Source organism: Actinophytocola gossypii (assembly GCF_025165815.1).
Lineage (GTDB): Bacteria > Actinomycetota > Actinomycetes > Mycobacteriales > Pseudonocardiaceae > Actinophytocola > Actinophytocola gossypii.
This window is the reverse complement of the sequence record NZ_JAFFZE010000014.1, coordinates 25,970-47,494: the sequence shown is the minus strand read 5'-3', so window position 1 is coordinate 47,494 and position 21,525 is coordinate 25,970. Positions and strand designations below refer to the sequence as shown.

The window sequence follows — 21,525 nt, the reverse complement described above, 5'->3', positions numbered from 1 at the left end:
CCTGCACAAGTGGCAGACGTCGCACACTCCGGAAACAACAGGGACAACGAGGACGAGGGGGACGACCGGCCGGAGCCGGATCGCGAAGAGACCCTCGGACGCAAGAACCGGCGCAAGAAGAAGCAGCGATCCTTTTGGAAGGAGCTGCCGATCCTCATCGGGGTCGCGCTCCTGCTGGCGCTGCTCATCCAGACCTTCCTGGCCCGGGTCTTCGTGATCCCGTCCGAGTCGATGGAGCAGACGCTGCACGGCTGCGCCGGCTGCTACGGCGACCGCGTGCTGGTCGACAAACTGGTCTTCAACTTCGGCGAGCCGGAGCCGGGCGAGGTCGTGGTGTTCGAGCGGCCGGACACCTGGAACCAGTCCGAGTTCAGGTCCGAGCGCTCCAGCAACGCGTTCGTCTCCTGGCTGCAGGACATCGGCGCCGCGTTCGGCCTCGCCTCACCCGACGAGGACGACGTCGTGAAGCGCGTCGTGGCCGTCGGTGGCCAGACCGTGGAGTGCTGCGACGAGCAGAACCGGGTGCTGGTCGACGGCCGGCCACTGGACGAGCCGTACATCTACTGGGCGCCAGGGTCGGGGGAGCAGGAACAGTTCCCGCCGATCAACGTGCCGGACGGCTACCTGTGGGTGCTCGGCGACAACCGGAACAACTCGTGTGACTCCCGCTGCCAGGGCGGCGGTGGCCGCAACGGCCTGGTGCCGGTGGACAACGTGATCGGCAAGGCGCGGTACATCGTGCTGCCGCCGTCGCGCTGGCAGGGCGTCGGCGACCACGACCCGCAGGTCGACAACGTCGCCCTGTCCTTCGTTCTGCCGTCCAGCCTGCCGCTCGGCGTCGGTCTCGTCGCCGCCTGGCCGACCCTCTGGCTCGGCCGCCGGGTCCGCAACACCGTAAAGTCCATCCGATCGAGTGAATCTCCGGGATCGGGAGACAAGCAGTGACCCGGGCCCATCTCGACTGGCTGGAGTCCCGCCCCCCGCGGGCGATCATGCGGCGGGACTCCGGCAACTGGGCGTTGCAGGCCGCCCTCGACCGCCGCGGCCTCGGCCCGGTCGCCGGCGTGGACGAGGCGGGCCGAGGCGCGTGCGCCGGTCCGCTCGTGGTCGCCTCGTGCGTGCTCCGCCCCGGCGACGCGGCCCGCTTCGAGGGCCTGACCGACTCGAAGCTGCTGACCGCGGCCGCCCGCGACCGCATGTTCGACCTCGTGCGCAAGCGCGCCCTCGACTACTCCGTGGTGATCGTCCCGGTGGAGGAAGTCGACCTGATCGGGGTACACGTGTCGAACATCGAGGGCATGCGCCGCGCGATCGCGCGCCTCCGGACGCATCCTGGATACGTGCTGATCGACGGTTTCCGGGTGCCGGGGCTCACCGCACCGAGCATGCCGGTGGTCAAGGGCGACCAGGCCGTGGCGTGTGTGGCGGCGGCGTCCGTGCTGGCCAAGGTGACCCGTGACCGCATCATGGCCGAGCTCCACGAGTCGCTGCCGGCGTACGGCTTCGACGAGCACAAGGGCTACTGCACGGGGGCGCACAGCGCGGCGTTGGCGGCTCACGGCCCCAGCCACGCGCACCGCTGGTCGTACGTGAACGTGGCCGCGGCGGGCCTGGCCCACGGGATGCGCGCGCCACACCCGGTGGCCTTGAGTGTGGCGGCGGCCGCCGTGGTTCAGAATGGGAGGTCGACACCAGTCGAGCAGGAGGAGCGCGAAACCGCATGAGCGCGGAGGATCTCGAGAAGTACGAGACCGAGATGGAGCTGCAGCTCTACCGGGAGTATCGCGACATCGTCAGCCAGTTCTCCTACGTGGTGGAGACGGAACGGCGGTTCTACCTGGCCAACGGGGTCGACGTGCAGGTACGCGACTCCGACGGTGAGGTCTACTTCGAGGTGCGGATGTCCGACGCGTGGGTGTGGGACATGTACCGCCCCGCCCGGTTCGTGAAGAACGTCCGAGTGATCACGTTCAAGGACGTCAACGTGGAGGAGCTGGACAAGCCCGAGCTCCGCCTGCCAGAAGAAGGCCCCTTCGGCACCTGACCGCTGGCAGCGCCCGCTACCACACCCACCGTCCCATCCCACCCCGGCTATCCACAGCCGCCGCCAACCCCCCGGGTTGTCCACAGCTGAGCGCACCCCCATGGCCCCCGTCCCCATGAACCGGGACGGTGAGTGCCATGACGACCCACACCACCCCCACAGCCCCGCACCTACGCACCGGCGCGAAAGGCGAAGTCCTGGCCGCCCGGTACCTGGAGCGCCAGGGCCTGATCGTGCTGTCCAAGAACTGGCGGTGTCCCGAGGGTGAGCTGGACCTGGTGGCCACCGACAGGCACAACCTGATCATCTGCGAGGTCAAGACCAGAACCAGCACCAACTACGGCCACCCCGCCGAGGCCGTGACCTTCGAGAAAGGCCTCCGAATACGCCGCCTGGCGCGCCGCTGGCGAGCCGACCACCACGTCAGATGGTGCCCGGAACGCTTCGACATCATCGCCATCACGTGGCCCCGGAACGAGCCCCCGAAGCTCCAACACTTCAAGGCGGCGTTCTGATGCCCACGCCACCGAGGCCCACGCTGAACTCCCGGCCGTCCCCCGCTCCGATCCTCCCAACACCCCCCTCACCGACACGCGCACGGCCCGCACCGGCCCTCGCTCAGTGCGCCCCATCGACCCTGTCCTCAACCCCGACCCCACGACCCACACCAAACCCAGCACGAACCCGCCGACAATCTCCGATCCCCGTCCCGACCCTCGTGGTCATGCGCGAGCGGACCACCTGGCCCGCGTCGTCTCCCGACCAGGGCCCCGCGTCGCGACCCGAACCCAGCCCGGGCCGTCATCGCACGATCGGAGCCGCGTGATGCCACTCGCTCGTGCCTGGTCCGTCGCCCTGTTCGGCGTGGACGGCGTCGCCGTCGAGATCGAAGCCGACATCGGCGGCGGGCGCCCGAGAACCCAGATCGTCGGCCTTCCCGACGCCTCCCTCAACGAGGCGAAGGAACGCGTCCGAGCCGCCATCCGCAACAGCTCCGAGGAATGGCCGGGCGAACTCGTCACCCTGGCACTGTCCCCGGCCGCACTGCCGAAGGGCGGTTCCGGCTACGACCTGGCCCTGGCCTGCGCGGTCCTCGTCGCCGCGGACCGCGTGCCAACAGACCGCCTGTCCGGCACCGTCATGATCGGCGAACTCGCCCTCGACGGCCGGGTCCGCCCGGTCCGGGGCGTCCTCCCCGGTCTGCTCGCCGCCCGCAAGGCCGGCCTGCGCCGCGCCATCGTGCCCGAGCCCGCACTGCCCGAGGCAGCGCTGGTCACCGGCCTGGAGATCCTCGGCGCCCGCACCCTCCTGGACACCCTGACCTGGCTCCGCGGCGACGACGCCGCCCTGCGCACCCCCGACCCCGAACGCGTCCACCCGCCCCCCGAGATCCCGGACCTCCGCGACGTCATCGGCCAACCCGAGGCCCGCTGGGCACTGGAGGTCGCCGCCGCGGGCGGCCATCACATCCTGCTCACCGGCCCACCCGGCACCGGCAAGACCATGCTCGCCGAACGCCTCCCGGGCCTCCTCCCACCCCTGACCGACGAACAAGCCCTGGAGGTCACCGCGATCCGGTCGATCGCCGGCACCCTGGCCCCCGACTCGCCGCTGATCACGGTGGCGCCGTTCGTCGCCCCACACCACTCGACGTCGGTCTCCGGCCTCATCGGCGGCGGCGCCGGCATGGCCAAACCAGGCGCGATCAGCCAGGCCCACCACGGCATCTTGTTCATGGACGAAGCCTGCGAGTTCGGACCCCACCGCCTCGAGTCCCTCCGAACCGCACTCGAACAGGGCGAGATCCGCCTGGCGAGGCGGGACGGCGTGTCCCGCTACCCCGCCAACTTCCAACTGGTGTTGGCGACCAACACCTGCCCCTGCGCCCCGCCGAGGGACTCCGACTGCACCTGCTCCCCGCACGCCAGACGCAGGTACTTCGGCCGTCTCTCGGGCCCTCTCCTGGACCGAGTGGACCTCAGAGTCCGAATGCGCCCGATGACAGCGATGTCCGCCGAACTGGACACGCCTGAGTCGACAGCCCAGGTCCGAACAAGAGTCGACAAGGCCCGCCGCCGAGCCGTCGAACGCTGGCAGCAACACGGCTGGCTCACCAATGCTCAGGCGCCGGGCCCCGCCCTACGCCGCGAGTTCGCCTTACCCAGAAAGACAACCGCCCTCCTGGACCGAGGCCTGGACATCGGCGCCGTCACCGCCCGAGGCGCCGACAGATGTCTGAGAGTCGCCTGGACCCTCAGCGACCTCGCCGAAGCCGACCGTCCAGGCCCCGACCACGTAGCCGCCGCCCTCGAATTCCGCGACCGGAGAGCAGTATGACCAGCCCTAGCCCTAGCCCCAGCCTCGTCGAACGTCTACTGGCCAGGCAGTGCACCGCCACCAAGACCCGCACCCCACTCCCGACCACCGACCACGTCACCCCAGCCCCAGCCACCGAGAAGCCCACCTCCGCCGAGTCTGGTCCCGTCGGACCCACCTCCGATAGCTCCAGTTCCGACGTTTCAACCTCCGCCGAGCCCAGCCCCGCCGAGCTCATACCCGCCGTCGCGGAGTCCGGTCTCGCGAAGCGCGACTCCATGGGACGCGGCACCGTGGAGACCGGCACCGTTCTGGCCGGAACGGTGCAACCTCACGTTGTCGAGCTTGGTGGCCTGCCGTCTGGAGCCGTGGAGCCTCGCGATGTCGAGCCCACCGCCGTACCGCCCGGGAGCGGGGAACCCACCGCCGTCGAGCCCACCGAGGTCGAGCCCACCGAGGTCGAGCCCACCGAGGTCGAGCCCACCGAGGTCGAGCCCACCGCCGTACCGCCCGGGAGCGGGAAGCCCGCCGACGTCGAGTCCGCCGACGTCGAGCTCACTCCCACCCTCACCGCGTCGACCGGCACCGATCGCGGCTCGACGCGCAAGCCTCGGAAAGGCCCACGCCGCGCCGACCTCAAGCTGCCGCACCTCGGCCCAACCAGTGGAACCGCTCCTGCCCAGGACCACCTTGCCGACCGAGAGCCTCCGCAACCCGACCCTGCACACCCCGCTCCTCCACAACCCGACCGCCGCGAAGACGCGCGCTCCGAGGATGAACGCTCCGAACCCGCGCCATCCGCTCCCGAACCGGGGAAAACAGCCGAGCCCGCACGAGAACGCGCCGATCCCACCTCCGGCCCTCCAGAACCCGGAACCGGCTGGCCAACCCCGCGTACCGACACCCGCCGGCACAAACCCGATGCGCTTCGGCTCGCTCGCGCGTACCTGATGCGGGTCGCCGAACCGCCGGCGCCCGCGCTCGTCGCCTTCATCGACGCGGTCGGCCCGATCGAAGCCGAGGCGGCCGTACGTGCGGCGGAAGTTCCGCCGCGGGTTCTGGCCGAGACCGCAGCGCGTCGCCACCTCGACCTCGCCGCCGGCGACATCGCCGACGCCGAACGAGTGGGCGCCCGGCTCGTCGTGCCCGAGGACGACGAGTGGCCGGCCTGGCCCCTGCTCAGCCTCGCCGCCGCCTCCGATCGAGGCCAGCGCTGGGCCGGATCCGCCGTCGGCCTGTGGGCGAAGGGCACGGCACGTCTCGGCGACAGCGTCGACCGCGCCGTCTCCATCGTCGGCTCGCGGTCGGCGACCGGGTACGGCGAGTTCGTCGCCTCCGACCTCGCTCACACCATGGCTCTTGCCGGCACGACGATCGTGTCCGGGGCCGCGTACGGCATCGACGGGGCCGCCCACCGGGGCGCGCTCGCCGCCGACGGGGTCACCATCGCCGTGCTCGGGTGCGGGATCGACGTCGGCTACCCGGCCGGCCACGCGGACCTGCTCAAGCGCATCACTCCGCGCGGTCTGGTGCTCAGCGAGTACCCACCGGGCACCCCGCCGGCCCGCTACCGCTTCCTCGTCCGCAACCGGCTGATCGCCGCGCTGTCGAGTGGCACGGTCGTGGTCGAGGCCGGCATCCGCAGCGGTGCGCGCAACACCGCGACCACCGCCGCCGCGCTGGGCAAGGTCGTGCTCGCCGTGCCTGGACCGATCACCTCCGCGCAGTCCGCCGGCTGTCACGACCTGCTGCGCACCGGCGGCGCGATCCTCGCCGGCTCGGTGTCCGAGGTCCTCGAAGCCGTCAGCCCGGTCGGTGAGCACCTGGCCGACCGTCCGGAGAGCCCGACCCGCCGGACCGACGGCCTCGGGACCGAAGCCCTGCGCGTCCACGAGGCCCTCCGCCGCCGCGCGGCGCGCACCCCCGCACAGGTCGCGGTCGACTCCGGCGTGTCCATCGACCGGGTACGCGCGCTGCTGCCCGAACTGGAGCTGACCGGCCTGGCGGAACGATGTGAGGAGGGCTGGCGCCAGGCACCCAAACCATGACAACCGCCACCGGCGCGTGGCGGTGCTTGACTCACCTCACGGTCATGACGCAGCGTCGCTTCCATGGCAGGAAGACGGGCGGCAGGCAACCGAGTCGATCTCCATCGGGTCCGCGCCGAGCTGCCGGCCCCCGTCCAGGACCTCGTGCACGAGTACGAGCGCCACCTCGCGCTCGAACGAGGCCTGTCCACGCACACGGTCCGCGCTTACACGGGTGACGTCGTCTCCCTGCTCGGCTTTCTCCACGGCCTACCCGTCACCCCCACCGACGGGACCGGCTCGGAACCCGCTGGTCGGGCTGGCCAGGACGACGACACACCGGACGAACCCCACGGGCGGCCGGTTGCCGAGCTCGACCTGCCGGCGCTGCGTGCCTGGCTCGCCGCCCTGCGTGCCGCGGGCACCGGGCGGACCACGCTCGCCCGGCGGTCGGCGGCCGCGCGCACCTTCACCGCCTGGGCGCACCGGCGCGGCCACCTGGCCACCGACCCTGGCGTTCGGCTGGCGGCGCCGCGGGCTCGGCGTGCGCTGCCGTCCGTGCTGCGGCAGGACCAGGCCGGCGACCTGATGCGGGCCTCCGAGTCCGGTGCCGCCGAGCGCGATCCGGTCGCTCTGCGTGATCGCGCAGTGCTCGAACTGCTGTACGCGACCGGGGTACGGGTCTCCGAGCTGAGTGGGCTCGACGTCGATGATGTCGATCTTGATCGGCGGGTCGTGGTGGTGCTCGGAAAAGGCGGTCGGGAACGTACGGTGCCGTTCGGCGAACCAGCGGCTCGGGCGGTTCGGGAGTGGCTCGCGCACGGCCGGCCGGCGCTTGCCCGACCCACTTCACCACCTGCTCTTCTGTTGGGCGCACGTGGTGGCCGGTTCCAACCGAGCAGTGTTCGACGTATCGTGCACGAAGCGCTGGGTTCGGTTCCGGGCGCTCCCGTCATGGGCCCGCACGGACTGCGTCACACTGCCGCGACTCATCTGCTGGAGGGGGGTGCCGATCTTCGTAGCGTCCAGGAGCTTCTTGGTCACGCTACGCTCGCAACGACCCAGCTATACACACATGTGACCGTCGAACGGCTGAAGGCGATACATGACCGAGCCCACCCCCGCTCCCAATGATCCAGGGGAAGACTGTGGGAAACCGGGGCCGACGCCCACCGCCGGGGCCGGCGCGCCCGGTGCGTCGACCAACGGTCATTCCGTGTCGTTCGGGTTCGGCGAGACCGCCGGCGTGCTGCCCGGTGACCACCGCACCTTCGACGACATCGAAGCCGGCATCGTCGCGCTCTGGCGGGCTTTCGGCCAGCGGCGGGAACAGCCGCTGCGCGACCGGCTGGTGCTGCACTACGCGCCCCTGGTCAAGTACGTCGCCGGCCGCGTCGGCACCGGTTTGCCCGCGCACGTCGAGGTCGCCGACCTGATCCAGTCCGGGATCTTCGGCCTCGTCGACGCCATCGAGAAGTTCGAGCCGGAGCGCGGCCTGAAGTTCGAGACCTACGCCATGCAGCGCATCCGCGGCGCCATCCTCGACGACCTGCGCGCCCAGGACTGGGTGCCGCGTTCGGTCCGCGGCCGCGCCCGCGAGGTCGAGCGCGCGCTCGAACGCCTCGGCGCCCAGCTCCGCCGCACCCCGACCGACGCCGAGCTGGCCGAGGAGCTCGGCATGACGGTCGGCGAGCTCCGCGAGGTCTACGCCCAGCTGCAGCTCACCAGCGTCGTCGCGCTCGACGAGTTGGCCGCCGCCGGGCGCGGTGTCACCCCGCTCGCCGACATCCTCGAGGACCAGGAGGCGCCCGACCCCGCCGCCCTGCTGGTGGACCAGGACAACCGGCGGCAGCTCGCCGAGGCCATCCGGCACCTCACCGAGCGGGACCGGGTCGTGGTGACCCTGTACTACTTCGAGAACCTCACCCTCGCCGAGATCGGGCGGGTTCTCGGGGTCACCGAGTCGCGGGTCTGCCAGCTGCACACCCGAGCCGTGCTGCGGCTGCGCGCGAAGCTCCTCGAGAAGACCGAGGTCTGAGCACCCGAGCTAGTCGTCCTCCTTCCACGGAAGCAGCCGGACGCGGCTGACCGACACCAGGACGAGCGGGTCCAGGTACTCCGCCTGACGTCGCACACCCCAGTGCAGGCACGCCGGCGCTCCGGGGCAACCGGCGTGCCCTGGCCGCAGGTGACCGAGCACGGCACCGGCCGCGACGCGCTGCCCGGCGGTGACCGAGGGGACCACCGGCTCGTAGGTCGTGCGCAGCCCGTTCGCGTGGTCGACCGACACCACGCAGCGATCGACCACCTGGCCGGCGAACACGACCACGCCCTCGGCGGCGGCCAGCACCGCCTCGTCGACCGAGCCACCGAGGTCGACGCCGCGGTGCCCGGGGCCGTAGGGGGAGAGGGGCGCCTCGAACGGCCGGAGCACAGGATGTGGGGGCGCCAGCGGCCACCGGAAACGGCCGGGCTGCCGTGCGGACGGGAGTGGGGGCGCGGGTTGCGACGGTCGAGCGCGGCAGAGCGGACCCGCCCGGGGTACGTGGCTGGACCACACGCCCGCGCCGAGCACCGTCGGGCCGGCTCGCGGAGGCGAACCGACCCGCAGGGAACCTGCATACACCGGGGAGCCCGCGTGGGGAGGCCCGCTGACGTGGGGAGGCCCGCTGACGTGGGGAGGCCCGCTGGCGTGCGGGGTCGAGTCGTGGTGCGGGGTCGAGTCGGGGTGCGAGGTCGAGTCGACGTGCGAGGTCGAGTCGGCGTGCGGGGTCGAGTCGGCGTGCGAGGTCGAACCGACGTACGGGGTCGAACTGGTGTGCGGGGTCGGCCCGGCATGTGGGGACCCGCCGCCGGGCGGCGGATCGGTGAGCACCTGGTGGGTGTCGAGCGGTGCCGGGGGAGGGGCGGTCGCCATGGCCAGCAGTAGCGGGCTCGTGAGCAGGGCGCACACGACGGCGGAGGTCACGGCGGTCGCGCGGGGCGACGGGATCGAGGTCATGCGTCCACACTGCCGCCGAGTGCCTGGCGTCGCGGGGGGCGGAGGGGAATCTGTGGGCAACCGGAGTGGTTGTGGATAACTGGCAGGTGGAGAGGCGGGTGTGTCGGGCGACGACACCTCGACCGCGTACACTGCCATCGCGGTCCGTGGCAGCGCGGATCGACTTCGCGTGCCAGTGCTCCAGCTCAGCGCGGAACGGCATCCGGCGGTCCCTCGGCAACACCCTTGTCGCGGGTCCGGCTGCCGGCACCGGCACCAGGGCGGCTCCCACCGCGGGACGCCGCGACAACCGACCCCGCACCTGGGCGAACGCCCGGGCGCGCTGACCAGAAGAAGGTGCGAACAAGGCCATGGCCGTCGTCACCATGAAGCAGCTGTTGGATTCCGGCGTGCACTTCGGGCACCAGACCCGCCGCTGGAACCCGAAGATGAAGCGCTACATCCTCACCGAGCGCAACGGCATCTACATCATCGACCTCGAGCAGACGCTGTCCTACATCGGCCGCGCCTACGAGTTCATCAAGGAGACCGTCGCGCACGGCGGCTCCATCCTCTTCGTCGGCACCAAGAAGCAGGCGCAGGAGGCCATCGCCAACGAGGCGCTTCGCGTCGGCATGCCGTTCGTCAACCAGCGCTGGCTCGGCGGGATGCTCACCAACTTCTCCACCGTGCACAAGCGCCTCCAGCGGCTCAAGGAACTCGAGTCGATGGAGCAGACCGGCGGCTTCCAGGGTCTCACCAAGAAGGAGATCCTGATGCTCACCCGCGAGAAGGACAAGCTCGAGCGCACCCTCGGCGGCATCCGCGACATGGCGAAGGTTCCCTCCGCCGTCTGGATCGTGGACACCAAGAAGGAACACATCGCCGTCGGCGAGGCGCGCAAGCTCAACATCCCCGTGGTCGCGATCCTCGACACCAACTGCGACCCCGACGAGGTCGACTACCCGATCCCGGGCAACGACGACGCGATCCGCTCCGCCGCGCTGCTGACCAAGGTCGTCGCCGAGGCCGCGGCCGCCGGGCTGATGGCCCGCGCCGGCGTGCGCAACGGCGTGCCGGACGGCCAGGACAAGCCGGCCCCGGGCGTCGCCACCGACGAGCCGCTGCCCGAGTGGGAGCAGGAGCTTCTCGTCGGCCAGAACGCGCCGGGCGCCGACGCCGGCGGCAAGCCGGCTGACGCCCCGAGCGAGTCCTGAGCACGTACCGAAAGAAGGATGGACAAGAGCCACGATGGCGAACTACACCACCGATGACCTCAAGCGGCTCCGGGAGCTCACCGGCGCCGGCATGATGGCCTGCAAGAAGGCCCTCGACGAGGCTGACGGCGACTTCGACAAGGCCGTCGAGTTCCTGCGCATCAAGGGCGCCAAGGACGTCGGCAAGCGCGCCGAGCGCACCACCGCCAACGGCCTGGTCGCCGCCGACGGCACCGCCATGATCGAGCTGAACTGCGAGACCGACTTCGTCGCCAAGAACGCCGACTTCATGGAGCTGGCGAACCGGATCCTCGCGGTCGCCAAGGCCACCAAGCCGGCCGACCTGGACGCCCTCGCCAACGCCGACCTGGACGGCAAGCCGGTCACCGACGCCGTGCAGGCGCTGTCGGCCAAGATCGGTGAGAAGCTGGAGCTGCGCCGGGTCGTCGTGTTCGACGGCCCCGTCGTCACCTACCTGCACCGTCGCGACCCCGACCTGCCGCCGACCGTCGGCGTGCTGGTCGAGTACACCGGCGACGACGCGGAGGCGGCACGCGGCGCGGCCATGCAGATCGCCGCGATGAAGCCGCGCTACGTCACCCGCGACGAGGTGCCCGAGGACGTCGTGGCCAGCGAGCGGCGCATCGCCGAGGAGACCGCCCGCGAGGAGGGCAAGCCGGAGGCCGCGCTGCCCAAGATCGTCGAGGGCCGCGTCAACGGCTTCTTCAAGGACAGCGTGCTGCTCGAGCAGGCGTCCGTGCAGGAGTCCAAGAAGACCGTCAAGGCCGTCCTCGACACGGCCGGCGTGACCGTCACGCGGTTCGCCCGCTTCGAGATCGGCCAGTCCTGACCCCGCGATCAGGATGCGAGGCAGTGCCCCGCCCCCGCGTTCGCAGGGGGCGGGGCACGCTCCTGTAATCAGTCGCTCGCACGCCAGAGAGGACGTCGTCATGGAAGGCCGTAGGCACGGTTTCCGCCGGGTGCTGCTCAAACTGGGTGGCGAGATGTTCGGTGGGGGCCAGGTCGGCGTCGACCCGGACGTGGTGGCCGCCGTAGCCCGCCAGATCGCCGAGGTCGTGCGGGATGGGGTCCAGGTCTCGGTGGTGATCGGCGGCGGCAACTACTTCCGTGGCGCGGAGCTGTCCCAGCGCGGCATGGACCGCGACCGGGCCGACTACATGGCCATGCTCGGCACCGTGATGAACTGCCTCGCTTTACAGGACTTTCTGGAGAAGCTCGGTATCGACACCCGGGTGCAGACCGCCATCACCATGGGCCAGGTCGCCGAGCCCTACATCCCCCGGCGGGCCGAGCGGCACCTCGAGAAGGGCCGGGTCGTCATCTTCGCCGGCGGGGTCGGCATGCCCTACTTCTCCACCGACACCGCCGCCGCCCAGCGCGCGCTGGAGATCGGCTGCGAGGTCGTCCTCATGGCCAAGTCCGTCGACGGGGTCTACACCGCCGACCCCAAGACCACCCCGGACGCCGAGATGTTCGAACACATCACGCACCGGGCCGTGCTGGAGAAGGGCCTGAAGGTCGCCGACGCCACCGCGTTCAGCCTCTGCATGGACAACAACATGCCGATCATCGTCTTCAACCTGCTTGTCGAGGGGAACATCGCGCGCGCGGTGCGTGGTGAGAGGATCGGAACGGTCGTCAGCACTCCCTGACAGCGGCTGGGGAGACAACTACAGGAGCAGCTTTGATCGACGAGACACTCCTCGACGCCGAGGAGAAAATGGAAAAGGCCGTCTCGGTGGCCAAGGAGGAGCTCGGCTCGGTGCGCACCGGGCGCGCGAACCCGGCGATGTTCGCGCGCATCGTCGTCGACTACTACGGCGCGCCGACGCCGCTGAACCAGGTGGCCGGGGTCAGCATCCCGGAGGCCAGGATGGCCGTGGTGAAGCCGTACGACGCGACCCAGCTCAACGCGATCGAGAAGGCCATCCGCGACTCCGACCTCGGGGTGAACCCGTCCAACGACGGCACGATCATCCGCGTGGTGATCCCCCAGCTGTCCGAGGAGCGCCGCCGCGAGATGGTCAAGGTGGCCAAGGGCAAGGGCGAGGACGCCAAGATCTCCATCCGCAACGTGCGGCGCAAGGCCAACGAGGAGCTGCACCGCATCGTCAAGGACGGCGAGGCGGGCGAGGACGAGGTGGTCCGCGCGGAGAAGGAACTCCAGCAGACGACCGACAAGTACGTCGCCCAGATCGACGAACTGGTCAAGCACAAGGAAGCCGAGCTGCTCGAGGTTTGAGCACGCCGATCCGTGACCAGTGAACCAGTGACCAGCGACATGACGAGCGACGTGGCCGCCGCCGAACAACCCGAACCGGACCGACGACCGGACCCGACCACCCGCGCCCCGGCGGAACGGTCCGGACCGGCGGCTGGGGGAGAGCCGGGTACCCCCGCCGAGCGTGCGGCGCGGCCCGAGCCGGGCGGTACGGCCGAGCCCGCCCGGTCCGAGCCGAGCGCGGAGAGCGCCGTGCCGGCCGGTGGGGCCGCGGCCGCCACGCCCTCGCGTGCGGGCCGCAACGTGCCGGTCTCGATCGCGGTCGGGGTGGTGTTGGGGGCGGCCGTCCTGCTGTCGTTGCTGACCGTGCGCCACCTCTTCGTCGGCGTCGTGGCGGTGGCCGTCGCGGTCGGCACCTACGAACTCGCCGGTGCGCTGCGGCGGGGCGCGGACATCCGGGTCACGCTGCCGCCCGTGCTCCTCGGCGGGCAGGCGATGGTGTGGCTGTCCTGGCCGTTCGGTCTCGACGGGGTGCTCGCCGCGTTCGTGCTGACCGTGCTCGCCGCCATGGTGTGGCGGTTCCGCGGCGGCGTCGACGGCTATGTGCGCGACCTCGGCGCGTCCGTCCTCACGGTCGCCTACGTGCCGCTGATGGCCTCCTTCGCGGCGATGCTGGTCCTGCCGGAGGACGGCGTGGCCAGGGTCGTCTGCTTCATGATCCTCGTCGTCTGCTCGGACACCGGCGGGTTCGCCGCCGGCGTGTGGCTCGGCCGGCACCCGATGGCGAAGGTCATCAGCCCGAAGAAGTCCTGGGAGGGCTTCGCCGGCTCGATGGTCGCCGGCATCACCGCCGGGATCCTGTCGGTGACGCTGCTGCTCGACGGGCAGTGGTGGCACGGCGCGCTGCTCGGCGTCGCGCTGGTGTGCACCGCCACCGTCGGCGACCTGGTCGAGTCGCTGGTCAAGCGGGACCTCGGCATCAAGGACATGGGCAACCTGCTGCCCGGCCACGGCGGGCTGATGGACCGGCTCGACTCCCTGTTGCCGTCCGCGGTGGCGTCCTGGCTGCTGCTGCACCTGTTCGTGCCCGCCTGATCCTGGTTTGCTGGCGGCGTGGGAATGGTGTCCAGGGCGCGGGAGCGCATCGCCGCGGTGCGGCGGGGGACGGGGACGTTGCCCAGCCCGAACATCTGGCACTGGCCCGAGGTCTACGAGATCGAGAACCGGGCACAGGACGCCGACGGCGAGGTCTGGCGGGTGCTCGGCGAACTGGTCGACTGGACCGGCCGCGACGTGGTCGACGTCGGCTGCGGCGACGGGTTCCACCTGCCCCGCTTCGCGTGGACCGCGCGGCGGGTGGTCGGCGTCGAGCCCCACCCGCCGCTGGTCCGCCGCGCTCAGGACCGGGTCGCCGGGCTGAGCACCGTCGAGGTGCTGACCGGGTCGGCCCAGCGCATCCCCCTGCCGGACGCGAGCGTGGACGTGGTGCACGCGCGGACCGCCTACTTCTTCGGCCGGGGCTGTGAGCCGGGGCTGGCCGAGGCCGACCGCGTGCTGCGGCCGGGTGGGCGGCTGGTGATCGTCGACCTGGACGTGCGGCACCGCCCGTACGGGCACTGGATGCGGGCCGATCTGCCGGACTACGACCCGTTCGAGGTCGACGAGTTCTTCGTCCGGCACGGGTTCTCGATCCGCCCGGTGTCGACGCTGTGGCGGTTCGCCGACCGGGCGGACCTGGAGGCGGTGCTGCGGATCGAGTTCTCCGCGCGGGTGGCCGCGCGGGCGGCCGAGGAGGTGCCCGGCCTGACGGTGCCGGTCGGCTACCGGGTGCTGCACCGGGAGAAGCCGAGCGGCCTGCTCAGGCCGTGACTGCTCAGTCCTCCGGCTCGGCCGAGTCGTCCTCGCCGAGGATCGCGTACAGCTCGCGGCGCGCGTTGTTCAGCACCTCGATCGCGCGCTGCTTCTGACGTTCGGTCGCGGCGTTGGCCACCTGCGCGGTGGCGCCCATGAGCTGCCCGATCGCGTCGCGCAGGGAAACGTCCCGCGGGTCGACGTCCTGGGCGATCTGCTCCCAGGGCGGGTTGCTCTGGTGCCTGGCGGCGGCCTCGCGGCCCTCGTCGGTCAGCTCGTAGCGGCGCTTGCCCCCGCTGCCCTCGGCGACGACGACCAGGCCCTCGTCGGCCAGCAGTTGCAGCGTCGGATACACCGAGCCGGGGCTCGGACGCCAGTTCTGGCCGCTGCGCTCGGTGATCTCCTGGATCATCTCGTAGCCGTGCATCGGCCGCTCCGCGAGCAGCACGAGGATGGCCGCGCGGACGTCGCCGCGCCGGCTGCGGCGCCCGCCGTGCCGGTGCCCGCGACCCCTTCGGTGGTGGTCGCCGGGGCCGAAGGACGGTCCGCCCGGCCAGGGGCCGAACGGCGGAACGGGCGGCGGTGGCGGGAACGGGCCCCGCGCCTCCAGCGGCGTGAACGGCGGCTGCACGTGCCGCTCGCCGAAGAACGGTTGGTGCCGGGGGGTAAGGCCCCCGGGTTCGAATGACGGTCGCATGGTTCCCCTCCTGGTCCGTCGCGATGGTATCGCGATAGGTTTACGATATATCGGAACGTATCGCGATGCAACGTTGTTCCCGTCGAAAAGTCGCTGGTACCGGTTCCGTGCAGGTGGTACAAAGTGTGGGAGCGCTCCCACAGGCACCGACGTCAAGGGGATGAGCAATGAGTGGCCTTTCCGTGCAGCTGTACTCCGTCCGCGAGGCCTTCGCCGACGAGCCGGGCGACACGCTCCGCCGCCTGGCCGCGATCGGCTTCACCCAGGTCGAGCCGTACGGGCTCGCCGAGCACGCGGCGACGCTGCGGACCGCGCTGCCCGACGCCGGGCTCACCGCGCCCACCGCCCACGCCCAGCTCATCGGCGCCGACCAGGACGCCGTGTTCGCCGCCGCGGCGGCCTGCGGCGTCGGGCTCGTCATCGACCCGTTCGTGCCGGCGGAGCGGTGGCGCGACCGGGACGCCGTCGCCGCCACCGCCGCGGCGCTCAACGACGCCGCCGAGCGCGCCGCCGGGCACGGCCTGACCGTCGGCTACCACAACCACTGGTGGGAGCTGGAGTCGACGATCGACGGGCGGAGCGCGCTCGAGGTGTTCGCCGACCAGCTCGCCCCCGAGGTCGTGCTGGAGGTCGACACCTACTGGGCGGCCGCGGGCGGGGCGGACGCGCCGGAGCTGCTGCGCCGGCTCGGCGGCCGGGTGCGCGCGCTGCACGTCAAGGACGGCACCCTCGCTACCGACCCCTCCGGCCAGGTACCGGCCGGCCAGGGCCGGATGCCGGTCCGCGAGGTCCTCGCCGCCGCCCCGGACGCCCTGCGCGTGATCGAGTTCGACGCCTACGACGGCGACCTGTTCGACGGGCTCGCCCAGAGCCACGCCTACCTGACGGGCACCCGGTGAGCCCCGTCGGAGTCGGCGTGATCGGCGCCGGCGTCATCAGCGACACCTACCTGACGAACCTCACCGGCTTCCCCGACGTGCGGGTGCTGATGGTCGCCGACCTCGACCGCGCGCGCGCCGAGGCGCAGGCCGCCAAGCACGGCGTGCCCCGCGCCGGCGGCGTCGCCGAGCTGCTGGCCGACCCGGCGGTCGAGCTGGTCGTCAACCTGACCGTGCCCGCCGCGCACGTCGAGGTCGGCCTCGCCGCGCTGGAGGCCGGCAAGCACGTGTGGACGGAGAAGCCGCTCGCGCTCGACCGGGAGACCGGCCGCAAGCTGCTCGACCGGGCCGAGGAGCGCGGGCTGCGGGTGGCGAGCGCGCCGGACACCGTCCTCGGCGCCGGCATCCGGACCGCACGCGAGGCGGTCGACACCGGACGGATCGGCGAACCGCGCACGGCGCTGGCGATGTTCCAGTCGCCAGGACCGGAGAGCTGGCACCCGGCGCCCGAGTTCCTGTTCGCGGCGGGCGGCGGCCCGCTGCTGGACATGGGCCCGTACTACCTGACCGCGCTGGTGCACCTGCTCGGCCCGGTGCGCCGGGTGACCGCCGCCGGCGGACGGGCCCGCGAGACCAGGGTGATCGGATCGGGCCCCCGGGCGGGCACCGAGTTCGCGGTGGCGGTGCCGACGACGGTCAGCGCGCTGGTCGAGTTCGAGCGCGGCGGATCCGCCCAGCTGGTGCTGACCTTCGACTCCGCCCTGCCGCGGGTGCTGCTCGAGGTCACCGGCACCCTCGGCGCCGCGGCCCTGCCCGACCCCAACGGCTTCGACGGCACCACGACCCTGCACCTGCCGGGCCGGGCGGAGCCGGAGACCCTCGCCCCGCGCGGCCACCGGGCCACCCGGGGCACCGGCGCGCTCGAACTCGCCCGAGCCATCCGCGCCGGCGTCCCGGAACGCGCGTCCGGCCGGCTCGCCTACCACGTCCTCGACACGATGCTGGCCATCGACGAGTCCCTCACCCGAGGCCACCCGGTCACCGTGGAGAGCACCGCCGACGTCCCACCCGCCCTGCCGGAGGACTGGGACCCGCACGCACGAACGCTCGACTAGACCGGAGGCTGGCCGGGAAGCGGTTGCGAGCTGGGCAGCGCGCTCTGCTGGCGTTGCAGCGGCAGCGCCGGGTTGGCCGTCACGATCCGGTTGCGCCCCTGTTCCTTGGCGCGCAGCAGCGCGTCGTCGGTGATGAGCAGGAGCGGACTGAGCTCGGTGGCGTGCTCCGGGTAGCGGCCGGCGCCGATGGACACGGTGAGCCCGGTGATGTGGACCTCGGTGTTGGTGCGGTCCCGGGTGGTGACCGACAGCGAGGCGATGTGCGCGCGGATCCGTTCGGCGGCCGCCTCGGTGTCCTCAGCGGACAAGCCGGGCATGAGCACGGCGAACTCCTCGCCGCCCCACCGGCCCACCAGGTCGTAGCCGCGGACGGACTGGCGGATGGCCGTGGAGATCTCGCGCAGTACCCGGTCGCCCGCGAGGTGCCCGTAGCGGTCGTTGACGTGCTTGAAATGGTCGAGGTCCAGCATCAGCACGGCGACCGTGCTGTGCAGCCGGCGGGCACGGTCGAGCTCCCGGGCGGCGATCGTCTCCCACCACGTGGGGTCGACGAGCCCGGTCTTGCTGTCGGTCTGGGACGCCACCCGCAGCTGCGGGAGCAGCAGGCCGAGGTGCACGGCCAGCACGGTGACCAGCAGGACCGGCGCGCTCCACGGCACGTGCACCACGACGAACGCGACCGCGCTGCCGAGCCCCATGCTCCCCGCGATGATCAGCTGGTCGGACGGGTTGCCCAACGCGGCACGCGCCGGCTTGTCCGGGCTCGTGGCCGCGATCGCCCCGACGACGAGCGCGTAGTTCACGAGCCAGTAGAGGAACCCGGCCCCGACCAGCCCGAGCAGTCCCCTCGGGCTGTTGAGCACGGCGGTCTCGGGCGGGTGCCCGAAGGAGAACGCGGAGAAGACGGCCGCCGCCGCCGCGCACCCCAGGACGACCGTGCTGGCCGAGAAGACCTTGCGGAAGGCGATGGCGCGACCCCGGTACACCACGTACCACTCGTGCGCGAAGCTGACCGCGATCAGCGCCGCGAGCAGCGGCGGCGGCAGCAGCAGGATCCCGGCGAAGAACCAGGTCGACTGCATGTGGGCGTACGGGCTGCCCTCCGCGGCGATCTCCCGGACCCGTTCGATGCCGCGCGCGGCCTCGAGGTGCACCACGCTGCCCACCGCGAGCATCCCGAACCACAGCCACGACGCCGAGGTGACCGGTTCGAGCCGCGCGGACACGACGACGACCAGAAGTGCGGCGAGATCGACCGCGACCAAGTATGCGAAGACCGGCCGGGGGAGGGACCATAGTTTCCAGCAGCGTGGATCGAGCCGGCGACGAAGAGGCCCATGAGGTTGGTCCTGGGACTCCACGGAGTCTGATCGAGCCACCTGTCACCCCCAGGAGCAGCCGGTCGGGAGAATCCTCCCCAGGAAGGGTTGACAGTACCGGCCGTGTCGCTCAACGTCATGACGCCATGTGGGGGGCATGGCCGGTTACGTTCCGTACAGGAAAGGCAGATTCGAATGACGACCACCAGCACGTCTCCGCGCACCGGCCGTCCCAACGCGGGGCGGACGCGCCGCGGCCGCCCCCACGAGTGGCGGTCCGGCCGCTGACGCGAAACCACACGGTTGCCGGACGCGGGTCAGCCCGCGTCCGGCGCCGCCTTCGCGCGTTCGGCGGCGCGCCACATCCAGCCCACCCACAGCGCGGCCAGGACCCCCAGGACTCCCGCCGCGCCGACGACCCCGTGCGTCGTCGCCTGTTCGGCGGCGACCCCGGCGAGCGCGACCCCGGCGCCCTGCGCCACCTTCAACGCGGTGACGGCCAGCCCGAACGCCTGCCCCCGGCGCGCGTCGGGAACGGCGAGCACGAACGTCGTGGAAGCGATCAGGTGATAGGCGCTTCCCGCCCCGGACAACGCGAACAGCCCCACCACGATCGGCAGACCGGGGTCGGCGAGGCAGACGACCAGCGGCACACACGCGCAGACCGCCAGTGGCGGCAGCACCCGCAGCCGCGTGCTCTCCGGCAGCCGCGCCACCACCAGCATGCCCACGGCGGTGCCCGCGGCGAAGGCGCCGAAGAGGAGCCCGACCGCGGCCGGCCCGGCACCCAGCTCGGCGGCGTAGGGCGCGGCCAGCGCCTCGCCGCTGATGTAGAACCCCGCGAGGCAGGCGAACGCCACCAGCGTGCGTAACCGCGCGTCGGACCACACCAGCGTGGCGCCCGCGACCACGTCGTGCCACCAGCCGTGCCGCACCACGTCGGCGTCCGCCGCCGACGCGGGGCGCGGTTTCACCCACCACCAGACCACCGCGGCCGACACCGCGAAGGTGACCGCGTCGGCGAGCAGCGCGACGCCGGTGCCGACCAGCGCCACCAGCCCGCCACCGCCGACGAACCCGATCACCTGGGCCGCCTGGGTCACCGTCTGCAGCACCGCCTGCCCGGCCGGGTAGCTGTCCTCGTCCAGCACCTGTGGCAGCATCGCCGCGCGCGCCGCGGTGGCCGGCGAGCCGGCCAGCTGCACCACCACCAGCAGCCCGGCCACGACGGCCAGCGGCATCCCCGGTACCGCCATCAACCCCACCAGCAGGGCGCGGGTCACATCGGCGACGACCATCACCGTTCGGCGCGGATACCGGTCCGCGAGACCGGACAGCAGCGGTCCGCCGATCAGGTCCGGCAGGAACGTCAGCCCGTAGGTCAACGCCGTCCACGCCGGCGACCCGGTGCGGTCGAACACCAGCACGGACAACGCGACCCGCGCGAACTGGTCCCCGACGACGGTCACCGACTGCGCGGCGAACAACGCTCGGAACTCGCCCACGCGGAAGATCGAGCGGTACGCGGTAGGCCGGGATCGCTCAACACTCATGCAGTCCCCCAGACTCATGATCGTCGACACGCATGGCCACGCATCGCCATCGTGTAGCCACGTACCGTACTACGCGCCGATGCCCGCGAAGCCCGAGAAGACGGTTGTGGTGATCCCTCGCGACGACCCGCCGACGGGGAAAACGGCCGGCGGACGGCGCGGCGCTATCCCTCGGCGGCGAGCTGGCCGCACGCGGCGGCGATCTCCTGGCCCCGGGTGTCGCGCACCGTGCACGCCACGCCGCCCTCGTTGACGCGGCGGACGAACTCGCGCTCCACCGGCTTCGGGGACGCGTCCCACTTCGAGCCAGGAGTCGGGTTGAGCGGGATGACGTTCACGTGCACCAACTGGTTCAGGTGCTCGCGCAGCCTCCTGGCCAGCAGGTCCGCCCGCCACGGCTGGTCGTTCAGGTCCCGGATCAGCGCGTACTCGATCGACACCCGCCGGCCGGACGCGTCGGCGTAGTAGCGCGCCGCGCTCAGCACCTCGTCCACCGACCACCGGGTGTTCACCGGGACCAGCGTGTCGCGCAGCTCGTCGTCCGGGGTGTGCAGGGACACCGCCAGCCGCACCTGCATCCGCTCGTCCGCCAGCTTGCGGATCGCGGGAGCCAGGCCCACCGTGGAGACCGTGACCGAGCGCTGCGAGATGCCAAGGCCCGCCGGCGCCGGCTCGGTGATCCGCCGCACCGCGGCCACCACCCGCTTGTAGTTCGCCAGCGGTTCACCCATGCCCATGAACACGATGTTCGACAGCCGCCCCGGCTCGCCGAGCTCGCCGTCCCGCATGGCCGCCGCGGCCGCGCGGACCTGGTCGACGATCTCGGCCGTGGACAGGTTCCGCTGCAGCCCACCCTGGCCGGTGGCGCAGAACGGGCACGCCATTCCGCACCCGGCCTGGCTGGACACGCACAGCGTCGTCCGGTCGGGGTAGCGCATCAGCACGCTCTCCAGCAGCGTCCCGTCGTGCGCGCGCCACAGCGTCTTGCGGGTCGTGTCGTCGTCGCAGGCGACGTGGCGGACCACCGACAGCAGCCGGGGCATCATCGCCTCGGCCAGCCGGCCCCGGCTGGCCGCCGGGATGTCGGTCATCGACTCCGGGTCGGCGGTCAGCCGGGCGAAGTAGTGGTGCGACAGCTGGTTCGCGCGGAACGGCTTCTCGCCCAGCTCGGCCACCGCCGCGCGCCGTTCCTCGGCGGACAGGTCGGCGAGGTGGCGGGGCGGGAGGCCGCGGCGCGGCGCGTCGAAGACAAGCGGCAGAGCGGTCATGGCCCCGCCATTGTCCCA

General features: G+C 71.9%; 22 protein-coding genes. 16 read left to right on the top strand and 6 right to left on the bottom strand.

Annotated elements, in window-relative coordinates; genetic code table 11:
* Positions 1-9 precede the first annotated feature (9 nt).
* The 5 genes from lepB to JT362_RS16620 all read left to right on the top strand — a co-directional run bounded on the left by lepB (position 10) and on the right by JT362_RS16620 (position 4,381).
* Positions 10-945, top strand: coding sequence for a signal peptidase I (gene lepB, locus JT362_RS16640; RefSeq protein WP_260192126.1), 936 nt, complete (start codon positions 10-12; stop codon positions 943-945).
* Between the two features lie 47 nt (positions 946-992).
* On the top strand, positions 993-1,724 hold the full coding sequence (locus JT362_RS16635; RefSeq protein ID WP_260192626.1) for a ribonuclease HII: 732 nt from the start codon (positions 993-995) through the stop codon (positions 1,722-1,724).
* Entirely contained in the window at positions 1,721-2,044 is a 324-nt protein-coding gene (locus JT362_RS16630; protein ID WP_075135190.1) for a DUF2469 domain-containing protein, read from the top strand. Before JT362_RS16635 ends, JT362_RS16630 begins: the two co-directional genes overlap by 4 nt.
* Before the next feature lie 137 nt (positions 2,045-2,181).
* Positions 2,182-2,559: a YraN family protein gene (locus tag JT362_RS16625; RefSeq protein WP_260192125.1), complete on the top strand. Its 378-nt coding sequence runs from the start codon at positions 2,182-2,184 to the stop codon at positions 2,557-2,559.
* Between the two features lie 310 nt (positions 2,560-2,869).
* Positions 2,870-4,381 (top strand): YifB family Mg chelatase-like AAA ATPase, encoded by a 1,512-nt coding sequence (locus tag JT362_RS16620; RefSeq protein ID WP_260192124.1) that lies wholly within the window; start codon positions 2,870-2,872, stop codon positions 4,379-4,381.
* A gap of 182 nt (positions 4,382-4,563) precedes the next feature.
* Here the strand turns inward: JT362_RS16620 and JT362_RS16615 are convergent, their stop codons facing one another.
* The gene (locus tag JT362_RS16615) at positions 4,564-5,010 is read right to left on the bottom strand and encodes a hypothetical protein (protein WP_260192123.1); all 447 of its coding nucleotides are present in this window, start codon (positions 5,008-5,010) and stop codon (positions 4,564-4,566) included.
* 300 nt (positions 5,011-5,310) lie between these two features.
* On the opposite strand from JT362_RS16615, the gene dprA reads away from it, so the two are divergent.
* The 3 genes from dprA (at position 5,311) to JT362_RS16600 (ending at position 8,425) form a co-directional block, all read left to right on the top strand.
* Entirely contained in the window at positions 5,311-6,408 is a 1,098-nt protein-coding gene (gene dprA / locus JT362_RS16610; protein WP_260192122.1) for a DNA-processing protein DprA, read from the top strand.
* A gap of 63 nt (positions 6,409-6,471) precedes the next feature.
* On the top strand, positions 6,472-7,521 hold the full coding sequence (locus JT362_RS16605) for a tyrosine-type recombinase/integrase (RefSeq protein ID WP_260192121.1): 1,050 nt from the start codon (positions 6,472-6,474) through the stop codon (positions 7,519-7,521).
* Positions 7,493-8,425 carry a FliA/WhiG family RNA polymerase sigma factor gene (locus tag JT362_RS16600; RefSeq protein WP_260192120.1) on the top strand — a complete coding sequence of 311 codons (933 nt, stop codon included), beginning with the start codon at positions 7,493-7,495 and terminating at the stop codon, positions 8,423-8,425. Before JT362_RS16605 ends, JT362_RS16600 begins: the two co-directional genes overlap by 29 nt.
* A 9-nt stretch (positions 8,426-8,434) precedes the next feature.
* On the opposite strand, the gene JT362_RS35410 is transcribed toward JT362_RS16600, so the two are convergent.
* A complete protein-coding gene (locus tag JT362_RS35410) occupies positions 8,435-9,388 on the bottom strand; it encodes a murein hydrolase activator EnvC family protein (protein ID WP_311202720.1) in 954 nt (317 codons plus the stop codon).
* 350 nt (positions 9,389-9,738) lie between these two features.
* Between JT362_RS35410 and rpsB the strand changes: the two genes are divergently transcribed.
* From rpsB to JT362_RS16565, 6 genes are all read left to right on the top strand, one after another.
* Positions 9,739-10,584 (top strand): 30S ribosomal protein S2, encoded by an 846-nt coding sequence (rpsB, locus tag JT362_RS16590; protein ID WP_260192119.1) that lies wholly within the window; start codon positions 9,739-9,741, stop codon positions 10,582-10,584.
* Between the two features lie 34 nt (positions 10,585-10,618).
* Positions 10,619-11,434, top strand: coding sequence for a translation elongation factor Ts (gene tsf / locus JT362_RS16585; RefSeq protein ID WP_260192118.1), 816 nt, complete (start codon positions 10,619-10,621; stop codon positions 11,432-11,434).
* Positions 11,435-11,534: 100 nt separating this feature from the next.
* Complete coding sequence (gene pyrH / locus JT362_RS16580; protein WP_260192117.1) at positions 11,535-12,257, top strand: UMP kinase; 723 nt, start codon at positions 11,535-11,537, stop codon at positions 12,255-12,257.
* 32 nt (positions 12,258-12,289) lie between these two features.
* Positions 12,290-12,847: a ribosome recycling factor gene (gene frr, locus JT362_RS16575; protein ID WP_260192116.1), complete on the top strand. Its 558-nt coding sequence runs from the start codon at positions 12,290-12,292 to the stop codon at positions 12,845-12,847.
* Between the two features lie 12 nt (positions 12,848-12,859).
* Positions 12,860-13,921, top strand: coding sequence for a phosphatidate cytidylyltransferase (locus tag JT362_RS16570; RefSeq protein ID WP_311202719.1), 1,062 nt, complete (start codon positions 12,860-12,862; stop codon positions 13,919-13,921).
* A gap of 24 nt (positions 13,922-13,945) precedes the next feature.
* Complete coding sequence (locus JT362_RS16565; protein ID WP_260192622.1) at positions 13,946-14,695, top strand: class I SAM-dependent methyltransferase; 750 nt, start codon at positions 13,946-13,948, stop codon at positions 14,693-14,695.
* 4 nt (positions 14,696-14,699) lie between these two features.
* On the opposite strand, the gene JT362_RS16560 is transcribed toward JT362_RS16565, so the two are convergent.
* The gene (locus JT362_RS16560; protein ID WP_260192115.1) at positions 14,700-15,374 is read right to left on the bottom strand and encodes a PadR family transcriptional regulator; all 675 of its coding nucleotides are present in this window, start codon (positions 15,372-15,374) and stop codon (positions 14,700-14,702) included.
* Between the two features lie 167 nt (positions 15,375-15,541).
* Here JT362_RS16560 and JT362_RS16555 point away from each other — a divergent pair, with 167 nt between their 5' ends.
* Both JT362_RS16555 and JT362_RS16550 read left to right on the top strand, forming a co-directional pair.
* Positions 15,542-16,273 carry a sugar phosphate isomerase/epimerase family protein gene (locus JT362_RS16555; RefSeq protein WP_260192114.1) on the top strand — a complete coding sequence of 244 codons (732 nt, stop codon included), beginning with the start codon at positions 15,542-15,544 and terminating at the stop codon, positions 16,271-16,273.
* A complete protein-coding gene (locus JT362_RS16550; protein ID WP_260192113.1) occupies positions 16,270-17,367 on the top strand; it encodes a Gfo/Idh/MocA family protein in 1,098 nt (365 codons plus the stop codon). The genes JT362_RS16555 and JT362_RS16550 overlap by 4 nt, the downstream gene beginning before the upstream one ends.
* On the opposite strand, the gene JT362_RS16545 is transcribed toward JT362_RS16550, so the two are convergent.
* The 3 genes from JT362_RS16545 to rlmN all read right to left on the bottom strand — a co-directional run bounded on the left by JT362_RS16545 (position 17,364) and on the right by rlmN (position 21,507).
* Positions 17,364-18,632, bottom strand: a complete 1,269-nt coding sequence (locus JT362_RS16545) for a GGDEF domain-containing protein (protein ID WP_260192112.1) — start codon at positions 18,630-18,632, stop codon at positions 17,364-17,366. The two genes, JT362_RS16550 and JT362_RS16545, sit on opposite strands and share 4 nt — an antisense overlap.
* 371 nt (positions 18,633-19,003) lie before the next feature.
* Entirely contained in the window at positions 19,004-20,191 is a 1,188-nt protein-coding gene (locus JT362_RS16540) for an MFS transporter (protein WP_260192111.1), read from the bottom strand.
* A 212-nt stretch (positions 20,192-20,403) separates the two neighbouring features.
* The gene (gene rlmN / locus JT362_RS16535; protein WP_260192110.1) at positions 20,404-21,507 is read right to left on the bottom strand and encodes a dual-specificity RNA methyltransferase RlmN; all 1,104 of its coding nucleotides are present in this window, start codon (positions 21,505-21,507) and stop codon (positions 20,404-20,406) included.
* Between the last annotated feature and the right edge of the window lie 18 nt (positions 21,508-21,525).

Excerpts from the sequence above, each read along its gene's own strand:
- JT362_RS16565 (WP_260192622.1), top strand. The coding sequence starts at position 13,946 with ATGGTGTCCAGGGCGCGGGAGCGCATCGCCGCGGTGCGGCGGGGGACG.
- JT362_RS16560 (WP_260192115.1), bottom strand. The coding sequence starts at position 15,374 with ATGCGACCGTCATTCGAACCCGGGGGCCTTACCCCCCGGCACCAACCG.
- pyrH (WP_260192117.1), top strand. The coding sequence starts at position 11,535 with ATGGAAGGCCGTAGGCACGGTTTCCGCCGGGTGCTGCTCAAACTGGGT.
- JT362_RS16605 (WP_260192121.1), top strand. The coding sequence starts at position 6,472 with ATGGCAGGAAGACGGGCGGCAGGCAACCGAGTCGATCTCCATCGGGTC.
- tsf (WP_260192118.1), top strand. The coding sequence starts at position 10,619 with ATGGCGAACTACACCACCGATGACCTCAAGCGGCTCCGGGAGCTCACC.
- rpsB (WP_260192119.1), top strand. The coding sequence starts at position 9,739 with ATGGCCGTCGTCACCATGAAGCAGCTGTTGGATTCCGGCGTGCACTTC.
- JT362_RS16630 (WP_075135190.1), top strand. The coding sequence starts at position 1,721 with ATGAGCGCGGAGGATCTCGAGAAGTACGAGACCGAGATGGAGCTGCAG.
- dprA (WP_260192122.1), top strand. The coding sequence starts at position 5,311 with ATGCGGGTCGCCGAACCGCCGGCGCCCGCGCTCGTCGCCTTCATCGAC.
- JT362_RS16635 (WP_260192626.1), top strand. The coding sequence starts at position 993 with ATGCGGCGGGACTCCGGCAACTGGGCGTTGCAGGCCGCCCTCGACCGC.
- JT362_RS16555 (WP_260192114.1), top strand. The coding sequence starts at position 15,542 with ATGAGTGGCCTTTCCGTGCAGCTGTACTCCGTCCGCGAGGCCTTCGCC.
- rlmN (WP_260192110.1), bottom strand. The coding sequence starts at position 21,507 with ATGACCGCTCTGCCGCTTGTCTTCGACGCGCCGCGCCGCGGCCTCCCG.
- JT362_RS16600 (WP_260192120.1), top strand. The coding sequence starts at position 7,493 with ATGACCGAGCCCACCCCCGCTCCCAATGATCCAGGGGAAGACTGTGGG.
- JT362_RS16620 (WP_260192124.1), top strand. The coding sequence starts at position 2,870 with ATGCCACTCGCTCGTGCCTGGTCCGTCGCCCTGTTCGGCGTGGACGGC.
- JT362_RS35410 (WP_311202720.1), bottom strand. The coding sequence starts at position 9,388 with ATGACCTCGATCCCGTCGCCCCGCGCGACCGCCGTGACCTCCGCCGTC.
- JT362_RS16625 (WP_260192125.1), top strand. The coding sequence starts at position 2,182 with ATGACGACCCACACCACCCCCACAGCCCCGCACCTACGCACCGGCGCG.